Origin of the sequence: Rhizobium mongolense subsp. loessense, assembly GCF_900099775.1 — a bacterium.
Lineage (GTDB): Bacteria > Pseudomonadota > Alphaproteobacteria > Rhizobiales > Rhizobiaceae > Rhizobium > Rhizobium loessense.
In genome coordinates this window covers 310,761-329,126 of sequence record NZ_FMTM01000006.1, presented here as the reverse complement: position 1 = coordinate 329,126, position 18,366 = coordinate 310,761, and the positions used below count along the sequence as shown (strand labels likewise).

22 protein-coding genes are annotated in these 18,366 nt (G+C 60.3%); 9 read left to right on the top strand and 13 right to left on the bottom strand.

Annotated features, from left to right (window positions below; all coding sequences use genetic code 11):
- Positions 1–11: 11 nt before the first annotated feature.
- From mdh to sdhC, 7 genes are all read right to left on the bottom strand, one after another.
- Positions 12–974: a malate dehydrogenase gene (gene mdh, locus BLP23_RS20905; protein WP_022717411.1), complete on the bottom strand. Its 963-nt coding sequence runs from the start codon at positions 972–974 to the stop codon at positions 12–14.
- Between the two features lie 178 nt (positions 975–1,152).
- Entirely contained in the window at positions 1,153–2,316 is a 1,164-nt protein-coding gene (zapE, locus tag BLP23_RS20900) for a cell division protein ZapE (protein WP_092586726.1), read from the bottom strand.
- Positions 2,317–2,364: 48 nt separating this feature from the next.
- On the bottom strand, positions 2,365–2,871 hold the full coding sequence (locus BLP23_RS20895) for a protease inhibitor Inh/omp19 family protein (RefSeq protein ID WP_092586779.1): 507 nt from the start codon (positions 2,869–2,871) through the stop codon (positions 2,365–2,367).
- A 297-nt stretch (positions 2,872–3,168) separates the two neighbouring features.
- A complete protein-coding gene (locus BLP23_RS20890) occupies positions 3,169–3,948 on the bottom strand; it encodes a succinate dehydrogenase iron-sulfur subunit (protein ID WP_074069915.1) in 780 nt (259 codons plus the stop codon).
- Between the two features lie 253 nt (positions 3,949–4,201).
- On the bottom strand, positions 4,202–6,043 hold the full coding sequence (sdhA, locus tag BLP23_RS20885; RefSeq protein WP_092586725.1) for a succinate dehydrogenase flavoprotein subunit: 1,842 nt from the start codon (positions 6,041–6,043) through the stop codon (positions 4,202–4,204).
- Between the two features lie 7 nt (positions 6,044–6,050).
- Complete coding sequence (gene sdhD / locus BLP23_RS20880) at positions 6,051–6,431, bottom strand: succinate dehydrogenase, hydrophobic membrane anchor protein (RefSeq protein WP_092586724.1); 381 nt, start codon at positions 6,429–6,431, stop codon at positions 6,051–6,053.
- A 10-nt stretch (positions 6,432–6,441) separates the two neighbouring features.
- Entirely contained in the window at positions 6,442–6,837 is a 396-nt protein-coding gene (sdhC, locus tag BLP23_RS20875) for a succinate dehydrogenase, cytochrome b556 subunit (RefSeq protein ID WP_022717404.1), read from the bottom strand.
- A gap of 311 nt (positions 6,838–7,148) precedes the next feature.
- Between sdhC and BLP23_RS20870 the strand changes: the two genes are divergently transcribed.
- Positions 7,149–7,643, top strand: a complete 495-nt coding sequence (locus BLP23_RS20870) for a hypothetical protein (RefSeq protein WP_092586723.1) — start codon at positions 7,149–7,151, stop codon at positions 7,641–7,643.
- Here the strand turns inward: BLP23_RS20870 and BLP23_RS20865 are convergent.
- Genes BLP23_RS20865 through tsaD form a run of 5 tightly spaced genes read right to left on the bottom strand, consistent with a single transcriptional unit; the run spans position 7,633 to position 11,100 of the window.
- Entirely contained in the window at positions 7,633–8,280 is a 648-nt protein-coding gene (locus BLP23_RS20865) for a class I SAM-dependent methyltransferase (RefSeq protein ID WP_092586722.1), read from the bottom strand. The two genes, BLP23_RS20870 and BLP23_RS20865, sit on opposite strands and share 11 nt — an antisense overlap.
- 5 nt (positions 8,281–8,285) lie before the next feature.
- The gene (locus BLP23_RS20860) at positions 8,286–8,717 is read right to left on the bottom strand and encodes an EVE domain-containing protein (protein ID WP_092586721.1); all 432 of its coding nucleotides are present in this window, start codon (positions 8,715–8,717) and stop codon (positions 8,286–8,288) included.
- Positions 8,718–8,719: 2 nt separating this feature from the next.
- Complete coding sequence (locus BLP23_RS20855) at positions 8,720–9,013, bottom strand: YciI-like protein (protein WP_092586720.1); 294 nt, start codon at positions 9,011–9,013, stop codon at positions 8,720–8,722.
- 9 nt (positions 9,014–9,022) lie between these two features.
- Positions 9,023–10,006: an NAD(P)H-dependent glycerol-3-phosphate dehydrogenase gene (locus BLP23_RS20850; RefSeq protein WP_092586719.1), complete on the bottom strand. Its 984-nt coding sequence runs from the start codon at positions 10,004–10,006 to the stop codon at positions 9,023–9,025.
- Complete coding sequence (tsaD, locus tag BLP23_RS20845) at positions 10,003–11,100, bottom strand: tRNA (adenosine(37)-N6)-threonylcarbamoyltransferase complex transferase subunit TsaD (RefSeq protein ID WP_092586718.1); 1,098 nt, start codon at positions 11,098–11,100, stop codon at positions 10,003–10,005. Before tsaD ends, BLP23_RS20850 begins: the two co-directional genes overlap by 4 nt.
- Positions 11,101–11,172: 72 nt before the next feature.
- On the opposite strand from tsaD, the gene hemC reads away from it, so the two are divergent.
- The 8 genes from hemC to BLP23_RS20805 all read left to right on the top strand — a co-directional run bounded on the left by hemC (position 11,173) and on the right by BLP23_RS20805 (position 17,813).
- Positions 11,173–12,102, top strand: a complete 930-nt coding sequence (hemC, locus tag BLP23_RS20840; protein WP_092586717.1) for a hydroxymethylbilane synthase — start codon at positions 11,173–11,175, stop codon at positions 12,100–12,102.
- A 6-nt stretch (positions 12,103–12,108) separates the two neighbouring features.
- Positions 12,109–12,813: a uroporphyrinogen-III synthase gene (locus BLP23_RS20835; protein ID WP_092586716.1), complete on the top strand. Its 705-nt coding sequence runs from the start codon at positions 12,109–12,111 to the stop codon at positions 12,811–12,813.
- Positions 12,814–12,881: 68 nt separating this feature from the next.
- Positions 12,882–14,156 carry a COG4223 family protein gene (locus BLP23_RS20830; protein ID WP_208603179.1) on the top strand — a complete coding sequence of 425 codons (1,275 nt, stop codon included), beginning with the start codon at positions 12,882–12,884 and terminating at the stop codon, positions 14,154–14,156.
- A 3-nt stretch (positions 14,157–14,159) separates the two neighbouring features.
- Entirely contained in the window at positions 14,160–15,770 is a 1,611-nt protein-coding gene (locus tag BLP23_RS20825) for a heme biosynthesis protein HemY (RefSeq protein ID WP_092586714.1), read from the top strand.
- Between the two features lie 17 nt (positions 15,771–15,787).
- Positions 15,788–16,273, top strand: a complete 486-nt coding sequence (locus tag BLP23_RS20820) for a tellurite resistance TerB family protein (RefSeq protein WP_022717393.1) — start codon at positions 15,788–15,790, stop codon at positions 16,271–16,273.
- Positions 16,263–17,021, top strand: coding sequence for a glutamine amidotransferase (locus BLP23_RS20815; protein WP_092586713.1), 759 nt, complete (start codon positions 16,263–16,265; stop codon positions 17,019–17,021). Before BLP23_RS20820 ends, BLP23_RS20815 begins: the two co-directional genes overlap by 11 nt.
- A 190-nt stretch (positions 17,022–17,211) precedes the next feature.
- Positions 17,212–17,502, top strand: coding sequence for a YggT family protein (locus BLP23_RS20810; RefSeq protein ID WP_028739981.1), 291 nt, complete (start codon positions 17,212–17,214; stop codon positions 17,500–17,502).
- On the top strand, positions 17,499–17,813 hold the full coding sequence (locus BLP23_RS20805) for a DUF167 domain-containing protein (RefSeq protein WP_092586712.1): 315 nt from the start codon (positions 17,499–17,501) through the stop codon (positions 17,811–17,813). Before BLP23_RS20810 ends, BLP23_RS20805 begins: the two co-directional genes overlap by 4 nt.
- Before the next feature lie 5 nt (positions 17,814–17,818).
- On the opposite strand, the gene ppa is transcribed toward BLP23_RS20805, so the two are convergent.
- Positions 17,819–18,352, bottom strand: a complete 534-nt coding sequence (gene ppa / locus BLP23_RS20800; protein WP_022717389.1) for an inorganic diphosphatase — start codon at positions 18,350–18,352, stop codon at positions 17,819–17,821.
- Positions 18,353–18,366: the final 14 nt, after the last annotated feature.

Genomic DNA, 18,366 nt, shown 5'->3' with positions numbered 1-18,366 from the left:
TCCTGTTTTGATTACTTCAGCGCAGGCGCGATGTTGATGCAGGCTTCGCACAGGCCGGCGACAGCGCCGACGGACTTGTCGAAGGCTTCCTTCTCGGCCTTGTTGAGGTCGATCTCGATGACGCGCTCGACGCCGCCGGCACCGATAACTGTCGGAACGCCGACATACATGTCCTTAACGCCGTACTGGCCGGAGAGATGCGCCGCGCAGGGCAGAACGCGCTTCTTGTCCTTGAGGTAGGCCTCGGCCATCTCGATTGCCGAGGCTGCCGGAGCGTAGTAGGCCGAACCAGTCTTCAGGAGGCCGACGATTTCGGCGCCGCCGTCGCGGGTGCGCTGGATAATTTCCTCGAGCCGTTCCTTGGTGACCCAACCCATGGTGATGAGGTCGGTGAGCGGAATGCCGGCAACGGTGGAGTAACGAGCAAGCGGCACCATCGTGTCGCCGTGGCCGCCGAGAACGAAAGCAGTGACGTCCTGAACGGAAACGTTGAATTCCTTGGCGAGGAAGAGACGAAAGCGCGAGCTATCGAGAACGCCCGCCATGCCGACGACCTTGTTGGCCGGAAGGCCGGAAAACTTCTGCAACGCCCAAACCATGGCGTCGAGCGGATTGGTGATGCAGATGACGAAAGCATTCGGGGCATATTTCTTGATGCCGGCGCCGACCTGCTCCATGACCTTGAGGTTGATGCCGAGAAGATCGTCGCGGCTCATGCCCGGCTTGCGCGGAACGCCGGCGGTGACGATGCACACGTCTGCGCCTTCGATCGCGGAATAGTCGCTGGCACCCGTCAGATTGGCATCGAAGCCTTCGACCGGGGACGACTGGGCGATATCGAGGCCCTTGCCCTGTGGAATGCCGTCGGCAATGTCGAAGAGGACGATATCGCCGAGCTCTTTCAGGCCGGCGAGATGCGCCAGCGTGCCACCAATCATGCCAGAACCGATAAGTGCGATCTTGTTACGCGCCATTTCGCTGTTTCCTTTGCGATCAAAATCAGTCGGGCGGCGCGTCCAGGGCGTCGTCCAATGACGCAATCGCATAGCCCTAAAGCCAAAAAATGGCAACGTGTTATTTTTGAATCAGCAATTTCAATCGTTTAGATACAAAATATCTTACGTAAACGTAAGATATTTTGTTGCCAAACTGTTACTCGGCGGCATGCTTTTTATGATGCGTTGCGAGATATTCTGCGCTGCGCATCTCAAAAAGGCGAGATGCAGTGCGATCGAATTCAAAGCCTTCCGTCCCGCGCCGTTCGATCAGCAAATCTTCCGGCATTGCCGCAGCCGACGCATGAAGCCGAACCCCGTGATCGTAGAGCGTGTCGACAAGAATGATGAAACGCTTCGCCTGGTTCCGCTTGTCCGGGCCGAGCAACGGGACGCGATCGACGAAGATCGTATCGAAACGCTTGGCGATTGCGAGAAAATCCGCAGCACCGAGCGGCTTCTCGCAAAGATCGGCAAATGAAAAGCGCGCCATGCGATCGACGGCGAGCGGCACATGGATCGAGCGACCTTTCATCGGAATATCGAAAGGCTGCGCCTTGCGTCCATCCAGCGCCTGGGCCCAGGACGCATCCATGGCCATATCCGTCCGCTCGTCGATCGGCGTCAGATAGACCGGCTGGCTGTTCAGCTTCTCCATCCGGTAATCCGTCGCGGAGTCGAGCGTCACGACCTCGACATTCTTCTTGAGGAGACCGATGAAAGGCAGGAAGAGACCGCGATTGAGGCCGTCCTTGTAGAGATTGTCGGGCTCGACATTCGAGGTCGCGATGAGCACGCAGCCACGCGCAAAAAGTTCGGAGAACAGCCGCGAGAGGATCATCGCATCAGCGATGTCCGTCACCGTAAACTCATCGAAGCAGAGGAGTTCGGCTTCCTGGTAAAGTGCGGCCGCCACGGGCGGCACGGGATCGGCATGCTTTGTTTCGCCGTTCTTCAGCTTGAGCCGGTGCGCGGCGATGCGGTTGTGGACATCGGCCATGAATTCATGGAAGTGCGCACGGCGCTTTTTCGAAGAGGGCGCCATGCGGTAGAAAATATCCATCAGCATTGTCTTGCCGCGCCCGACACTGCCGTGAATATAGAGTCCCTTGATGCCTTCTCTCGCCTTTTTCTTCGAAGCGAAGAGCCAGCCGAGCGAGCTGGATTTAGCCGCCGGGCGGCGGCGCTTCAGTTCAAAAAGCACCCGATCGAGGCTTTTTGCCACATCCATCTGTGCAGAATCGATCTGGAGAGAGCCGGAGGCCGTCAGCGATTTCAAGTGCTCGCTGACGCTGGAAGTGTAGTCGGGGATTGGCTGCATGGGGAGGAGTCCGCCTACGCGTCGTCGGCGGGGTGGCCGCCGGCTGTCTTACCGGCTGAGGGTGATCGGTTGGCCGGTGCTCGTCTGGCCACTGAAGCTGTTGTCGGCTGTCTTGTAGACGCTGCCGATCTGGTTGCCGCTGCGATCCTTGAGAAGAACCTGCTTGCCAGAGACTTCCCAGGAGCCCATCGCCGTCAGCTCGCCGACGCAGCCGCGCGTGCCGCCGCGTGAGCCGCTGCCGAGGTTGGTCAGCGTCAGGAACATGTCGCACCTGCCGTTGACGCGCCAGCTGCCGACCATGGATTCCTTGGAGACGTCAAGCGCATTGGCCGCCATGGCACCCGGCTGGCCCGGAACCGCAGGCGCTGCCGCTGGAGCGGCGGGAAACTGCGAGGCGCCCGCCGGTGGCGGAAGCTGTCCGCCCTGGACGGAAGGAACAGGCTGGGCGGTTAGCGGTGCCGGCGAGCTGTAACTCGCATTGTCATATGCCGTGCGCTGGCAGCCCGCCAATGACAGAACAACCGCCACACCAGTCATCGCATATCGCAACTGCATCATCATGCTCCCGATTGTCCGCTCTTGCAGCACAGAATTGGTCATCAGACTGATTTTCGAATTAGCGTATTTCACTTTAGTTAATCAAGTCGGCACAGCCATAAATTGCTCGCGACAATGCTTATGCCAGAAATGGAGCAATTTAACTTGCCTGTCGGAGAACTTCCTGCAGATAGAATTTGTCAGCAAGGTGATGATCTGCACAATCCTTTGCCGGATTCAGACCGATGCCTGCAAAAAATCCGGAAGTACCCGGCGCAGTATGGTCAGCGCCGGGCATTTGGCGAGCATCAGCTGTCAGACCCGGCGCTCAACCATCATCTTCTTGATCTCGGCAATGGCCTTTGCCGGATTGAGACCCTTAGGGCAGGTCTGCGCGCAGTTCATGATCGTGTGGCAGCGGTAAAGCCGGAACGGATCTTCGAGATCGTCAAGGCGCTCGCCGGTCGCCTCGTCTCTGGAGTCGATCAGCCAGCGATAGGCCTGCAGCAGGACGGCCGGGCCGAGATAGCGGTCGCCGTTCCACCAGTAGCTCGGACAGGAGGTCGAGCAGCAGGCGCAGAGAATGCACTCGTAAAGGCCGTCGAGCTTCTGGCGATCCTCGTGGCTCTGCTTCCATTCCTTGGCAGGTGCTGGAGATACGGTCTTCAGCCAGGGTTCGATCGAGCGGTGCTGCGCATAGAAATTCGTCAGGTCCGGAACGAGATCCTTCACCACCGGCAAATGCGGCAGTGGGTAGATTTTAACCGTGCCCTTGATGTCATCCATGCCCTTGGTGCAGGCCAGCGTGTTCGTGCCGTCGATATTCATCGCGCAGGAACCGCAGATGCCTTCGCGACAGGAACGGCGCAGCGTCAACGTCGGATCGATCTTGTTCTTGATGTAGAGCAGGCCGTCGAGAACCATCGGGCCACAGTCGTCGACATCGATATAGAAGGTGTCGATCGACGGGTTCTGGTCATCATCCGGGCTCCAGCGGTAGACGCGAAATTCACGGGTGTTCTTCGCACCCGCCGGCTTCGGCCAGACCTTGCCTTCGCGCATCTGAGAGTTCTTGGGGAGAGCGAGTTCAACCATGATAAGATCCTAGTTTGCCGACAGGAGTTCCGTTTTCACGCAACCCCTACAACCACCGAAAGCAGCGTGGCCGGCTGCGAGCGATGAACGAGCACGCTGCGAGCCATTGCCTGTCTTCCACACACCGACCTCGTTGCCGACCGTGGCAGCCAAGCCGCCGGAGCGCGCAATTTTTTGCGCTCCGCCGCCATGACGGGAAAAACGGCCCGCACTGCAGCAATAATCGAAGCTAATCCGAGGTACTTTCCCATCGTCAATACACACGAGCCTTCGGCGCGATCTTCTTGGGATCGATGCCTTCTGAGATGAGCTCGGTGTGAACCGGACGGTAGTCGAGCTTGACCTCGCCGGCATTGCCGACCCAGGCAAGCGTGTGCTTGCGCCAGTTGACGTCGTCGCGGCCAGCGTATGCGCCTTCGGTGTAATCCTCGCGGGCATGCGAACCACGGCTTTCCTTGCGCGCCTCGGCGCCGTAGATCGTGGTGATCGCATTCGCCATCAGGTTTTGCAGCTCGAGCGTCTCAACGAGATCGGAATTCCAGATCATCGAACGGTCGGTGACCTTGATGTCCGACATTTCCTGCCAGATCGCCGAAATGCGCTTGCAGCCGGATTCCAGCGACTCCTGGGTGCGGAAGACGGCGGCATCTTCCTGCATGGCGCGTTGCATCTTCTCGCGCAGATGCGCCGTCGGCGTTGCGCCATTGGCGTGGCGAAGACCATCGAAGCGATCGATGATCTTGTCACAGGCAGCGATGTTCAGATGCGGGGTGGGCGCAGCGCGGTCAATGACCTCGCCGGCACGGATTGCCGCAGCACGGCCGAAAACGACGAGGTCGATCAGTGAGTTCGAGCCGAGGCGGTTCGCGCCATGCACCGAAGCACAGCCCGCCTCGCCGACGGCCATCAACCCGGGGATAACGCGTTCCGGATTGGCGCTGTCGGCGTTGAGCACCTCACCCCAATAGTTCGTCGGAATGCCGCCCATGTTGTAATGGACGGTCGGCAGCACCGGGATCGGCTCGCGCGTCACATCGACGCCAGCAAAAATCTTCGCGCTCTCGGAAATGCCCGGCAGGCGCTCGTGCAAAACAGCCGGGTCGAGATGGTCCAGATGCAGGAAGATATGATCCTTGTTCTTGCCGACGCCGCGGCCTTCGCGGATTTCCAACGTCATGCAGCGCGAAACGACGTCGCGCGAGGCAAGATCCTTGGCCGACGGCGCGTAGCGTTCCATGAACCGCTCACCCTCGGAATTGACGAGATAGCCGCCCTCCCCGCGCGCGCCTTCGGTAATCAGACAGCCGGAGCCGTAGATACCGGTGGGATGGAACTGCACAAATTCCATGTCCTGCAGCGGAAGCCCTGCGCGCGCCACCATGCCGCCGCCGTCGCCGGTGCAGGTATGGGCGGAGGTTGCGGAGAAATAGGCACGGCCGTAGCCGCCGGTCGCCAGCACCACCATTTTGGCCGCGAAGCGATGGATGGAGCCGTCATCGAGGCACCAGGCAACAACGCCGGTACAACGGCTGCCGTCTTCCGACATGATGAGGTCGAGCGCGAAATATTCGACGAAGAACTCGGCATTGTAGCGCAGCGACTGGCCGTAAAGCGTGTGCAGGATGGCGTGGCCGGTGCGGTCGGCAACCGCGCAGGTGCGCTGCACCGGGGGGCCTTCGCCGTAGTTCTGCATATGGCCGCCGAATGGGCGCTGATAGATCTTGCCTTCCTCATTACGCGAGAAGGGCACGCCGTAGTGCTCGAGCTCATAGACGGCCTTCGGCGCTTCCATGGCGAGATACTGCATGGCATCGACGTCGCCCAGCCAGTCGGACCCCTTGACCGTGTCGTAGAGGTGCCATTGCCAGCTGTCCGGCGTCATGTTCTGCAGCGAGGCGGCGATGCCGCCCTGGGCCGCGACCGTGTGCGAGCGGGTCGGGAATACTTTGGTGATGCAGGCCGTGCGGAAACCCTGCTCGGCCATGCCGAGCGTTGCGCGAAGACCGGCGCCGCCGGCGCCGACGACGATCACATCATAGGAGTGATCGACATATTTGTAGGCTTTCCCATTCTGAGCGGGTGAAGTCGGTGCCATGATACGGTTATCCTACGAAAGCGATTTTCAGAATGGCAAAGAGACAGAGCCCTGCGACCGCGATCGCGAAAAACGTGTTCAGCATCAGCAAGACGAGCTTGCCGATTTCGCTGTGCACGTAGTCCTCGATGATGGCCTGCATGCCAAGACGCATGTGAATGATGCCGGAAATCACCATCAGTCCCATGATGACTGCCACGAAGGGGTTCGACAGCGCATGCACGACATCGGCATAAGGGGCGCCGGCATAGACGATCATAAAGATGACGAAGAAGACGATGAGCGGGATGTTGGCGACAGCCGTCAAGCGCTGACGCCAGAAGTGTTCGGTGCCTTCCTTGGCCGAGCCAAGGCCGCGAACTTTACCCAGAGGGGTACGCATATCCATGTGAGCGACCTCAGAAGCGAATGATAAAGCCGATCACCCAAACCAGCACGGTAAGACAGAGCGATCCGATGATGTTGGCGATGGCGAGCTTGGTGGAGAATTCCTTCTCGAAACCATGGCCGAGGTCCCACAGCAGGTGGCGCAGGCCGCCGAGCATGTGATGAAGCAGTGCCCAGGTGTAACCAAGCAGGACGACCTTGCCGATGATGCTGCCGAGCACCCAATTCACCCAGTCGTAATAAGCCTGACCGGTCGCAGCCGCGATCAGCCACCAGGCGATCAGCAGCGTGCCGAAATAAAGGGCAGCCCCTGTGATACGATGGACGATCGACATGACCATGGTCGGAATTAATTTATAAACTTGCAAATGCGGCGACAGAGGCCGGTTATTTGTCACATTCGCCATCAGAACCTCGCGGCGTCTTGCGCTCCCGGATTTCGGAGCATTTCGAGGCAACCACAGGAATGACAAATTTGTCTGTGTGCATTGCATCAACGGCGACGTTTAATCACCGAAGCCCCCGACGACAAGCACAATTGCTGTCTGTTTTTAATTTAATCGATTCGCGTTACCGGGAAGTTGCCGGAAATCGAAACTGGGTTTTGCGGATCAAATTTTATGCTGATTTTTCATCGCTCAAGTGGACACATAGGCAGTTTTGACGCAAGCTGGCGTTAACGATTTGTTAACGATTGGATTTCCGGAGGTTGCGTCTGATGTTCCAGCCTATGTCGAAAGTCTTTCCGCTGGTGTTGTGCGCCCTGATTGCGCTTCCTGCCACGGCGGGCGAGCGTATTGGGCATCATCGTGGCGTGACCCATTGGGCAAACAACGCCAAGTGGGCTAACAACGCCAAGTGGGCAAACAACATCAAACCCTGGTTCGGTGGTCATCATCGCCATCATCGCCCTCATGGCCACGGCCATAGCCGTTATGTTCGCCTCAAGCATTTCTCGCCGTCATCGAACGGCTACCGCATCCGCAGCGCTATCGCCGGATCGCCACGGCCTCTCCACTATGATTACGATGGCGCTTACGCTGGCTCCTATGCTTACCAAACGGACGGCGGCACCTATTTCGGGGCGAACGGTTATGCACTTTACGGTGCGCCGCAGGTCGAATCGCTCGAACCCAGGTCCAAAGTGATCGACGTTGCCGTGCAGGCCGATCCTTGCAGCTACGAGGCCGGCGTCTGCGTCATCAGGCCTTGAACCGCCAGACCGTTGTCTTTTTGTTCTCGCTATCTTCGAGCGCCCGCGTTACCGGCACTTCGTAGATGGCGCAAAACTCCAGCCGCTCCTTTGGCAAATAGGCCCGTCCCGGATCGCCGACCAGAACCTCCCTGCCTTCACTGGCCAGCTGGTCGAACCACGGAACGAGGGCGTCCGCAAAGACGCGGTCATAGAACACGTCGCCCGCCAGGACGATATCGGCATGGACGGGCTTGCCGACGAAATCGGCGCCGCTGAAATCGACCGAGACCCCGTTGGCAGCAGCATTGAGCCGCACGGCCGTTTCAGCCCATGGATCGATATCCGCCGCCTTTACCGCCACCGCACCCGCCATCTTCGCCGCGATCGCGACGATACCCGAACCTGTTGCGAAGTCGAAAACGCGCTTAGTCCGCACCTTCTCCGGATGGTCGAGAATATATCGCGCAAGTCCCTGCCCGCCCGCCCAGGCAAAGGCCCAGAACGGCGGCGGCAGGCCGATCTCGGCCAGTTCCTCCTCCGTCTTAAGCCAAAGCTCATGGGCTTCGTTCGCCAGGTGCAACCGGATTTCCGGCACATGCGGCGGCGCGATCAGTTTCGTATTGGCACGGATGAAGATTTCCGGGTCGGTCTTCAATGCAGTCAGCGCGGCGGATTGTCGAGGCCACCCATGCGGCAGACTTCGAGCCACTCGTCATCTGTCACCGGCTGGACCGAAAGGCGCATCGAGGTCACCAGCGCCATTTTCGAGAGTTTCTCATTCGCCTTGACATCCTTCAGCGTCACGGGCTTGGGCATATCGCACACAGCGCGAATGTCGACGCAATCCCAGCGATCGTCACCCTTCGCCGTCGAATCCGGATGCGCCAACGTGCAGACCTCGACGATGCCGACGATCTCCAGGCCGTCATTCGAGTGGTAGAAGAAGCCTCTGTCGCCGATCTGCATGGCGCGCATGTTGTTGCGGGCGAGATAATTGCGGACGCCCGTCCACTCCGTCCCTTTTTCGCCTGCCGCCTTCTGCTGCTCCCAGGACCAGGAGGAAGGTTCGGATTTATAGAGCCAATGGGCCATCCTTATGCCTCCGGATTGTTGAAGACCCAGTTGAAGGGCTTGATCTCGACACTCTCGAAAAGTCCGGCCTTCGCGTAGGGATCGGCATCAGCTAATGCCTTGGCCGCTTCCTCCGTATCGGCCTTTACCATGACCAAGCTGCCGCAGGGCTTGCCTTCACCGTTGAGGAACGGTCCGGCCATGCTGAGCGCGCCTTCGGCATTCAGCTTGTTCAGATATTCCAAATGCGCCGCGCGCGTTTCCATGCGTGTGTTGAGGTGCCCCGGCTTGTCCTTGCAGAGAAGGGCAAATAGCATGTCTGTCTCCTATTCGGTCGTAATCGGACGTGTCATCAATTGGTCGATGGCCTCGGTGATGGTGAGTTTACCTTCGATGATCGCCGAGACGGCGTCCGTGATCGGCATCGCGATGCCGAGCTCTTCCGCCAGCCGCGAGGCGACGGCCGCCGCAAAGGCACCTTCCACCAATTCGCCTTGCAAAGGATCGGCCTTTTCACCGCGGCCAAGCGCAATGCCGAAGCGCAGGTTGCGCGACTGATGGCTCGTCGCCGTCAGGACAAGATCGCCCAGCCCGGAAAGCCCGCGCACCGTATCTGCCTGCCCGCCCTTGGCAACGACGAGGCGCGACATTTCCGCCAGCCCGCGCGCGATCAGCGCTGCGCGCGCAGAATCGCCGATGCCGCAGCCTTCGACGATACCACAGGCGATCGCCAATACATTCTTCAGCGCACCACCAAGCTGCACGCCGATACGGTCAGACGACGGATAGAGCCGGAAGGTCCTGCCCGAAATCGCCTGCGCCAGCCGCTCGGCAACAGCCACGTCCGATGCCGCAATTACCATGGCGGTCGGCAATCCTTTGGCGATGTCGGATGCAAAACCCGGCCCCGAAAGTACCGCGACGCGATGCTGCGGCAATTCGCGCTCCAACATGTCTGTCAACAAATTGCCGGTCGCCCGCTCGATTCCCTTGGCACAGGTTACGACGATCGCGTCCCTGGCGAGGTAAGGGCCATACTGCCGGGCCGCATCCGCCTGCGCCTGCGAAGGCATGGCGAAAAGCACGATATCGGCATCGTCGATCGAATCGGCTTCTGCCGAGAATTCCAGTGCTTCCGGCAGTTCAATTCCGGGAAGAACGGCATCATGCAGCCGTTCGGCTTTCAGATCGGCCATCAGCACCGGGTCGCGGCCAACGAGAGTGACTTGGCTGCGGCCGGTGAGCGCAATGACTGCGGCAAGCGCCGTTCCGAACGCGCCTGCGCCAACGATGGCAATCCGTTCGCTCATGACTTTGCTCCCCGCTTTCCGTAGCTGATCAGCGCTTCCGCATTCGAATCCAACGGCCAGCGCGAGCGCGGCTGCACATCGAGATCATCCGGCGCAACGCCTGTCGCCATGCGCTCGAGGCCAGCCCAGGCGATCATAACCGCATTGTCGGTGCACAATCTCAGCGGCGGCGCGATGAAGCGGAAGGCGTATTTGTCACAGAGCGCCTGGAGCGTGGCGCGTACTTCGAGGTTGGCGGCGACACCGCCCGCGACCACCAGGGCCGGCTGCTCGTTTAGATGCGGAAACTCCGCCGTGAACCGCTGTAATCCACGGCCGATGCGATCCTTCAGAGTCCTCGAAATCGCCCTCTGAAATGAAGCGCAGATATCGGCGACGTCCTGCTCCGTCAGCGGTGCGATATCCGTCGCGGTCTGGCGGACCGCCGTCTTCAATCCCGAAAAGGAGAAATCGAGCCGCGCTTCACCGACGAGCGGCCGCGGGAAATCGAAGCGGTCCGGGTTACCCGTCTTCGCTGCCTCCTCCACCTGGGGTCCGCCGGGATAAGGCAGCCCGAGCAGCTTCGCCGTCTTGTCGAAGGCCTCGCCGAGCGCATCGTCGATCGTCGTTCCCCAGCGTTCGTATTGGCCAATGTCACGCACGAGGATGAGCTGCGTATGACCACCCGACACAAGCAGCATCAGGTAGGGAAAGGAAAGCCCGTCCGTCAGCCGCGCCGTCAGCGCATGGCCTTCGAGGTGGTTTACGGCATAAAGCGGCTTGCCGGCGGCCTTGGCGATCGCCTTGCCGGTCATCAGGCCGACGAGCAGCCCTCCGATCAGTCCCGGCCCGGAGGTCGCAGCAATCGCATCGACTTCGCAGAGCGACACATTGGCGCGCTTTAACGCCTCGTCGATCAGCGTATCGAGTGCCTCGACATGGGCACGCGCGGCTATCTCTGGCACCACGCCACCATAGGCGCTATGCTCGTCCAATTGGCTCAAGACGACGTCCGAAAGCACCTTCGAACGCCCGTCCGCATCGCGTTCGACGACAGCCGCGGCAGTCTCGTCGCAGCTTGTTTCGATGCCGAGGATGCGTAGAAAGGGAGCCATGAAGCCTATCGTTGATTGCGATGGGTGCAAAACCCGGTTACGAGAACTTCCGGTAACAACGGATCGAAGCGGATGCAAACAAAACCTTTCCGGATCGGAACTCGGGGCAGCCCGCTGGCCCTTGCTCAGGCTCACGAAGCGCGCGATCGGCTGATGGCAGCGCACGGAATGCCGGAGGAAATGTTCGAGATCGTTGTGCTGACGACGAAAGGCGACCGCATTACCGACCGTCCGCTTGCCGAGATCGGCGGCAAGGGTCTTTTCACCCAGGAACTGGAAGAAAAGCTTGCAAGCGGCGACCTCGATTTCGCCGTCCATTCCGCCAAGGACATGCCGACGGTTTTGCCGGAAGGGCTTCATCTCTCGGCCTATCTGCCGCGCGAAGACATTCGCGATGCGGTAATCGGCCGCACGGCGCCAAAACTGATCGAGCTGCCGCATGGCGCAACGGTCGGGTCGGCATCGCTGCGCCGCCAGGCTCTGATCCGCCGCATGCGGCCGGATATCAAAGTGATAACCTTTAGGGGCGCTGTGGAAACCCGCCTGCGCAAGCTGGACGAAGGCCAAGTCGATGCGACGCTGTTGGCGCTCGCTGGCCTGAAGCGTCTTGGCAAGGTCGAGGTGATTACCGACATTCTCGATCCCGACACCTTCCCGCCGGCTCCCGCGCAAGGCGCAATCTGCATCGAAAGCCGTATTGGCGATCAGCGCACCGATGATCTGCTGGCCGCCATCAACGACCCGGCGACGCACGACGCCGTCTCGTGTGAGCGCGCTTTCCTTGCGGCGCTCGACGGCTCCTGCCGCACGCCGATTGGCGGATTTGCGATTTGCGAGGGTGATCGGATCAAATTCTCAGGCCTGATCATCACGCCGGATGGTCGCAACCAGCACTCGGTCACCATCGATGGCAATCGGCGCGATGCCGCAGCGCTCGGCACCCGCGCCGGACAAGACATCCGCGCCCGCGCCGGCAGCAGCTTCTTCGACGACTGGAGCTGACGCACGATGCGTGTGCTCGTCACCCGTCCGCTGCGTTCGGGGGAGCGAACCGCCAAAAGGTTACGCGGCATGGGCCATGAGCCCGTATTGCTGCCGCTGTCGCAGCCCATGCATGATGGCCAGACCGCAATGGATGCATTGGCAAGGAGCCACGGCCCTATTGCCATTACAAGCGCGGAAGCTGTCCGTGCGCTCGCGTCGTCAGGAACAGACGCCAAGCCTTATCGCCGCCGACCGGTGTTCGCCGTTGGCGAAGCAAGCGCAAACGAAGCCAAAGCGGTTGGATTTGCTTCGGTCTTAGCCTCGGCGGGCGACGGCGCGCAACTGGCGGAGCTGATCGCGCAGCAGACGCGGGAATCTGTCACCTATCTCGCCGGTTCGCCCCGCGCAGAGACGTTCGAGCGCAGCGCACACGCGCTGGGACTGAAGGTCGATGTCGTCGAGTGTTATCGGATGCAGCCAAGAGAACCCGAGCCGGGGGCCCTGCGAGAAGCATTGACCCCGCCACCGGAGGCCATTCTCCTTTATTCCCGCCAGACCGCAGCGCGTTTTTTCCGTCTCCTCGAGGCCCAATCGGAGCGCGGGTGGCTCAATCAGGCCCTCATCCTTTGTCTCAGCACATCCGTTGCCGCGGCAGTCCCGGCTTCACTCCGCAGAAATCTTCGCATCGCAGCATTGCCGGATGAGGGAAGCCTTCTGTCGCTTCTTTGAAGGCCTTACGAACCCAAATTTGATCTAACCTCTTTCCATAACTGGCATCACTGACTAGTTTCGTTGCGATGCAGGAAAATGAGGTACGCATGGTATCGGGAAATCCGCCACGTCATTCGAAAAACGCCGACGAGCCGGTCACGATCGATCTGGAAGCGCAGAAAATTGCGGCAGCAGCCGATACCGAGAAGACATCCGAAGCAAGCGCCCCTGACGCCAGCGCTCCCGAAGCAGACAAAGCGACAGCGGACCTAGAGACATCCATCGATCCGGAAAAAGAAGCATTGGCTGAGGAGACGGCCGAGCACGCCCCCGCCTCCGAGGAGCCCAGTCAACCGGAAATGGCAACGGACCCCGAGCCGGTCCGGCAAAAGCCGCGCGGCGGAACGACGTCGGGTCTGATTGCCGCCGGTATCTTCGGCGGTCTCGTTGCCCTGCTGGGTGCTGGCGTGATCCAATATGCCGGCTACCTTCCGACGTCTTCCGCGCCTCAGACCGCGCTGGATGAAACGGCCAGGCTTTCGGCTGAAATCGACGGCCTCAAGCAATCCATCGCCAGCCTCGCCGCAGCGCCGAACACGAGCGACGATGCGCTCGACAAGCGTGTCTCAGCTCTCGAAACGGCGGCAAAGACGCCTGCCGCGACGGGGCCGGTAGACACCCCGCAAATCGACGCGCTGAACCAGAAGGTCGCGGATATGGCCACTCAGCTAGAACAGTTGCGCACATCCCTTTCTCAAACCTCCGAAGAACGGGCGTCGAGCGGCGCCGACATTGTCAAGCGCCTCGAGGAAGCCGAAAAGAAGCTCAACGAACCACGCCAGGATGTTGCCGTTGCGCAGGCGATCGCCGCTGCGGCGCTCAAGGCAGCGATCGACCGCGGCGGACCCTTTATGGCCGAGCTCGATACTTTCGCCGGCGTTTCGCCGGACGCCCCCGCTGTCGCCGACCTCCGTAATTTCGCCGAAACCGGCGTACCCTCGCGCGCCGAACTGATCCGCCAGGTTCCCGACGTTGCGACCGCCATCGTTCAATCCGTCAACCAAGCGGATCCGAACCAGAGCTGGTCGGACCGGCTGATGGCGAGTGCCAAGTCGCTCGTCACCGTGCGCCCTGTCGGCAATATCGAGGGCGAAAATGTCGAGGCCATTGCGGCGCGTATGGAAGACAAGGTGAAGAACGGCGACCTGCCGGGTGCTGCCAACGAATGGAACGACTTGCCCTCGAACGCAAAGCAGGCTTCCGCCGCCTTCAAACAATCATTGGAAGCCCGCATCCGTGTCGAGGAACTGGTGGGTGGTGCGCTCTCCAAGGCCATTTCCGGCGCCGGCAAGGAGGGTTGATCGATGATCCGTCTCGTCGTCTTCGTCGTCCTCGTCGTCGTTCTCGGCTACGGCTTCTCCTGGCTTGCCGATCGCCCCGGCGATCTCTCGCTGGTGTGGGAAGGCCAGCTTTATCAGGCAAAGCTCATCGTCGCGGCAAGCGGTCTTATCGCACTGATTGCTGTTGTCATGATCGCCTGGTGGCTTGTCCGCACGGTCTGGACGTCGCCCCATTCCGTGACGCGCTATTTTCGCGCCCGCAAGCGTGATCGCGGCTATCAGGCCCTCTCGACCGGCCTTATCGCCGCCGGCGCCGGCAATGCCCTGCTTGCCCGCAAGATGGCAGCCCGGTCCCGCGGCCTCATCCGCGCTGATCAGGAGCCGCTGATCAATCTGCTCGAAGCACAGGCGGCCTTGATCGAGGGCCGGCATGACGAAGCCCGTGCCAAGTTCGAAGCAATGGCTAACGATCCGGAAACGCGTGAACTCGGCCTTCGCGGGCTCTATCTCGAGGCCAAACGCCTCGGCGCCAACGAGGCCGCACGCCAATATGCCGAAAAGGCGGCCGACAATGCGCCCTATCTGCCCTGGGCAGCACAGGCGACGCTCGAATACCGCAGCCAGGCCGGCCGTTTCGACGACGCCATCCTGCTTCTTGAGCGACAGAAGGCCGCGCGTGTCGTCGAAAAGCAGGATGCGGAACGCTTGCGCGGCGTTCTGCTGACGGCTCGCGCCGGTGACAAGCTGGAAGGCGATCCGGCCGGTGCGCGCGACGACGCGATGCATGCGCTGAAGCTCATTGCCGATTTCGAACCGGCCGCCATCATTGCCGCCAAGGCGCTTTTCCGTGAGGACAAGCTGCGCAAGGCGGCCTCGATCCTCGAGCAGGCCTGGAAGGCAGCGCCACATCCCGAGATCGGCCGCACCTACGTGCTTGCCCGAAGCGGCGATTCCACCGTCGATCGCCTGAAGCGAGCCGAACGGCTGGAAGCCCTGCGCCCCAACAATGTCGAATCCCTGCTCGTGGTCGCACAGGCGGCTCTCGATGCGCAGGACTTCGCCAAGGCCCGAGCCAAGGCCGAAGCGGCAGCGCGCATGCAGCCGCGTGAAGCGGCCTTCCTGCTGCTTGCTGATATCGAAGAAGCCGAGACCGGCGATCAAGGCCGTGTACGCCACTGGCTGGCGCAAGCGCTGAAGGCGCCGCGCGATCCGGCCTGGGTGGCCGACGGCTTCGTTTCCGACAAATGGCTTCCCGTCTCACCCGTCACCGGCCGTCTCGACGCCTTTGAATGGAAGGCGCCCTTCGGTCAGCTTGAAGGACCAATCGAGGACGGCTCCGCCGTCTTGATCGATGCCGCGTTGAAGACCTTGCCGCCGGTTCGCGGGACACAGCCAGAAAGCCCGGCCAACGATCACCGCATCATTGAACTGGAGCGCGCCGCAACGATTGCCGAGGCCGCTCGGCCGGCTCCTGCTTCTGCGCCGAAGCCTGTCCTGCCCGCAACAGCTTCCAAACAGCCAGAGCCGGATACCGCACAGCCAGAGCCGAAACCCTTTTATGGAATGCCGGACGACCCTGGCGTTCGCAATATGAAGGCGGAACCGGAACCCAAGACACGACTCCGCCTTTTCTGAAATGGAACGAAATCCGCATGTTCGAACGTTTTCAGGCATTCTTCCAAAATCTCACTGCAAACAACCCCAAGAAGGGTTTTAGTCCTGACGATCCCCGCATTGCCGTTGCCGCCCTCTGCATGCAAGTGATGGAAGCGGATGGTAAGATCAAGGACAGCGAAAAGAAGCGGCTCCGCAAACTGCTTAAGGAGCAATACGGCCTTGATGGAAAGCAGCTGGAGGCAGTGATTGCGGCAGGCCAGGAAGCCGAGAGCAGCGCCGTCGACTATTACCGCTTCACCTCCGACCTGAAACGCCATCTCGATACCGAACAGCGGCTGGAACTGATCGGCATCCTCTGGGACATCGTCTATGCCGACGGCGAACGCAGCGAGATGGAGGACCACGTCATTTGGCGGATCGCCGATCTCTTGGGCGTTTCCTCCCGCGAGCGAATCCAGAAGCGTCAGGAGGCAGCCGCACGCGTAACCGATACGGTGGTGGTTCAAGACGATGTCGATTGACCGCCCCATCAAACGCGACAAGCGCCCCATACTGATCATCCTGCACCAGGAACGCTCCAGCCCCGGCCGCGTCGGCCAGCTGCTGGCCGACAAGGGTTATAGCCTCGACATCCGCCGCCCGGTTCTGGGCGATAAGCTGCCCACTACGCTGGAGAACCATGCCGGATCGGTCGTCTTCGGCGGGCCGATGAGTGCAAACGATCCAGACGAATTCATAAAGAGCGAGATCAACTGGCTGGACATTCCACTCAAGGAAAACCGTCCGTTCCTCGGCATCTGCCTTGGAGCGCAGATGCTGGTGCGCCATCTTGGCGGCAAGGTGCAGTCGAATCCCGACGGCTCGACCGAAATCGGGTGGTATCCGCTCCGTCCGACCGAAAAGGGCCGCTTGCTGATGCACTGGCCGAAGATGGTCTACCATTTCCATCGCGAGGGCTTCGATCTGCCGCACGGCGCCCATTTGCTTGCGGAAGGCGATACCTATCCCAACCAGGCCTTTCGCTACAACGGCAACGCCTGGGCGCTGCAATTCCACGCAGAGCTCACCCGCGTCATGATGCATCGCTGGGTCGTCCACGGCGCCCACCGCTTCATTTTGCCGAACGCGCAGCAGGGACGGGAACATCTGGAGGGCCGCATGCTCTTCGATGCGCCGCTCAAGACGTGGTTGACCGAATTTCTCGATATCGTCTTTGAAGGTAAGACGGCAAAGGCCGTACCGGGCTCCATAGCTGCGCTATCTGCATAGGCGCGCAGCAATCCACTTGAGACCAAGCGCTGCTGCTACCCCATTGCGCTGTTCGTTATCTGCTGCGAAAAAGCCGGACGCATGAACGGGCAGGGTTCGCCAGGCATGATTCGCCGCGGGTTTTCACGCGGCACTTGCCCGTTTAGCCGCCAATAGATACATGTCTGTCAGCAACGAACTGGAGACCACGATGATTGCCCTCTTTCAAACCATTGATTTGGCTTTGAATCTTTATACTTGGGTGCTGATTGCGAGTGCCATTTTCTCCTGGCTTTACGCCTTCAACGTCATCAATTCCTCAAACCAGTTCGTCAATTCGGTCGGCATGTTCCTCTATAATGTCACCGAGCCGCTGCTGCGGCCGATTCGCCGGCTGTTGCCGAATCTCGGCGGCATCGACATTTCGCCGATCATCCTGCTGCTGATTATCTTCTTCCTGCGCTCCCTGATGTGGAACACCATCTTCCCGCTGGTGGCGTGAACTCTGCCTGGAAGAAATTCGATGATCATATACGCCTCGCCGTTCGGTTGACCCCGAATGGCGGGCGCGACGCGATCGATGGCATCGAGGCCGATGCTGAAGGCGAGTGCCACATGAAGATCCGTGTCGCAGCGATTCCTGAGAAGGGAAAAGCCAACAAGGCGCTGATCGCGCTTCTGTCCAAAGCACTCGGCATTCCGAAATCCTCGATCCAATTGATGTCAGGCGATACATCGCGCAAAAAAGTCCTCCGGATCGATGGCGGTCCGGAGGACTTGATGGAAAGGCTCGAAAGGCTTCTGAAGCTATAACGAGCTCATTTCGCCTTCTTGGCACGCTCAACGGCTTCGAGGATCAGCTGACCGGCTTCCTTCGAATCGCCCCAGCCGAAAATCTTCACCCACTTGCCAGGTTCCAGATCCTTGTAGTGCTCGAAGAAGTGTTCGATCTGCTTCAAGGTAATCTCCGGAAGGTCGGTGTAGTCCCTCACCTTCTCGTAGCGCAGCGTAAGCGCCGGCGACGGGACGGCGATGATCTTCTCGTCCTTGCCTGAATTGTCTTCCATCTTCAGAACGCCGATCGGGCGGACATTGATGACGCAGCCTGGGACCAGCGGACGCGTGCTGGCGATTAGGACATCGATCGGATCGCCGTCTTCCGAAAGCGTATGCGGCACGAAGCCGTAGTTGCCCGGATAGGTCATAGGCGTATAGAGGAAGCGGTCGACGACCAATGTGCCGGCTTCCTTGTCCATTTCATACTTGATGGGGTGACCGCCGACCGGAACCTCAACGATGACGTTGACATCTTCCGGAGGATTCTTGCCGATGGAAATGGCGTCGATGCGCATACGAAAACTCCCAC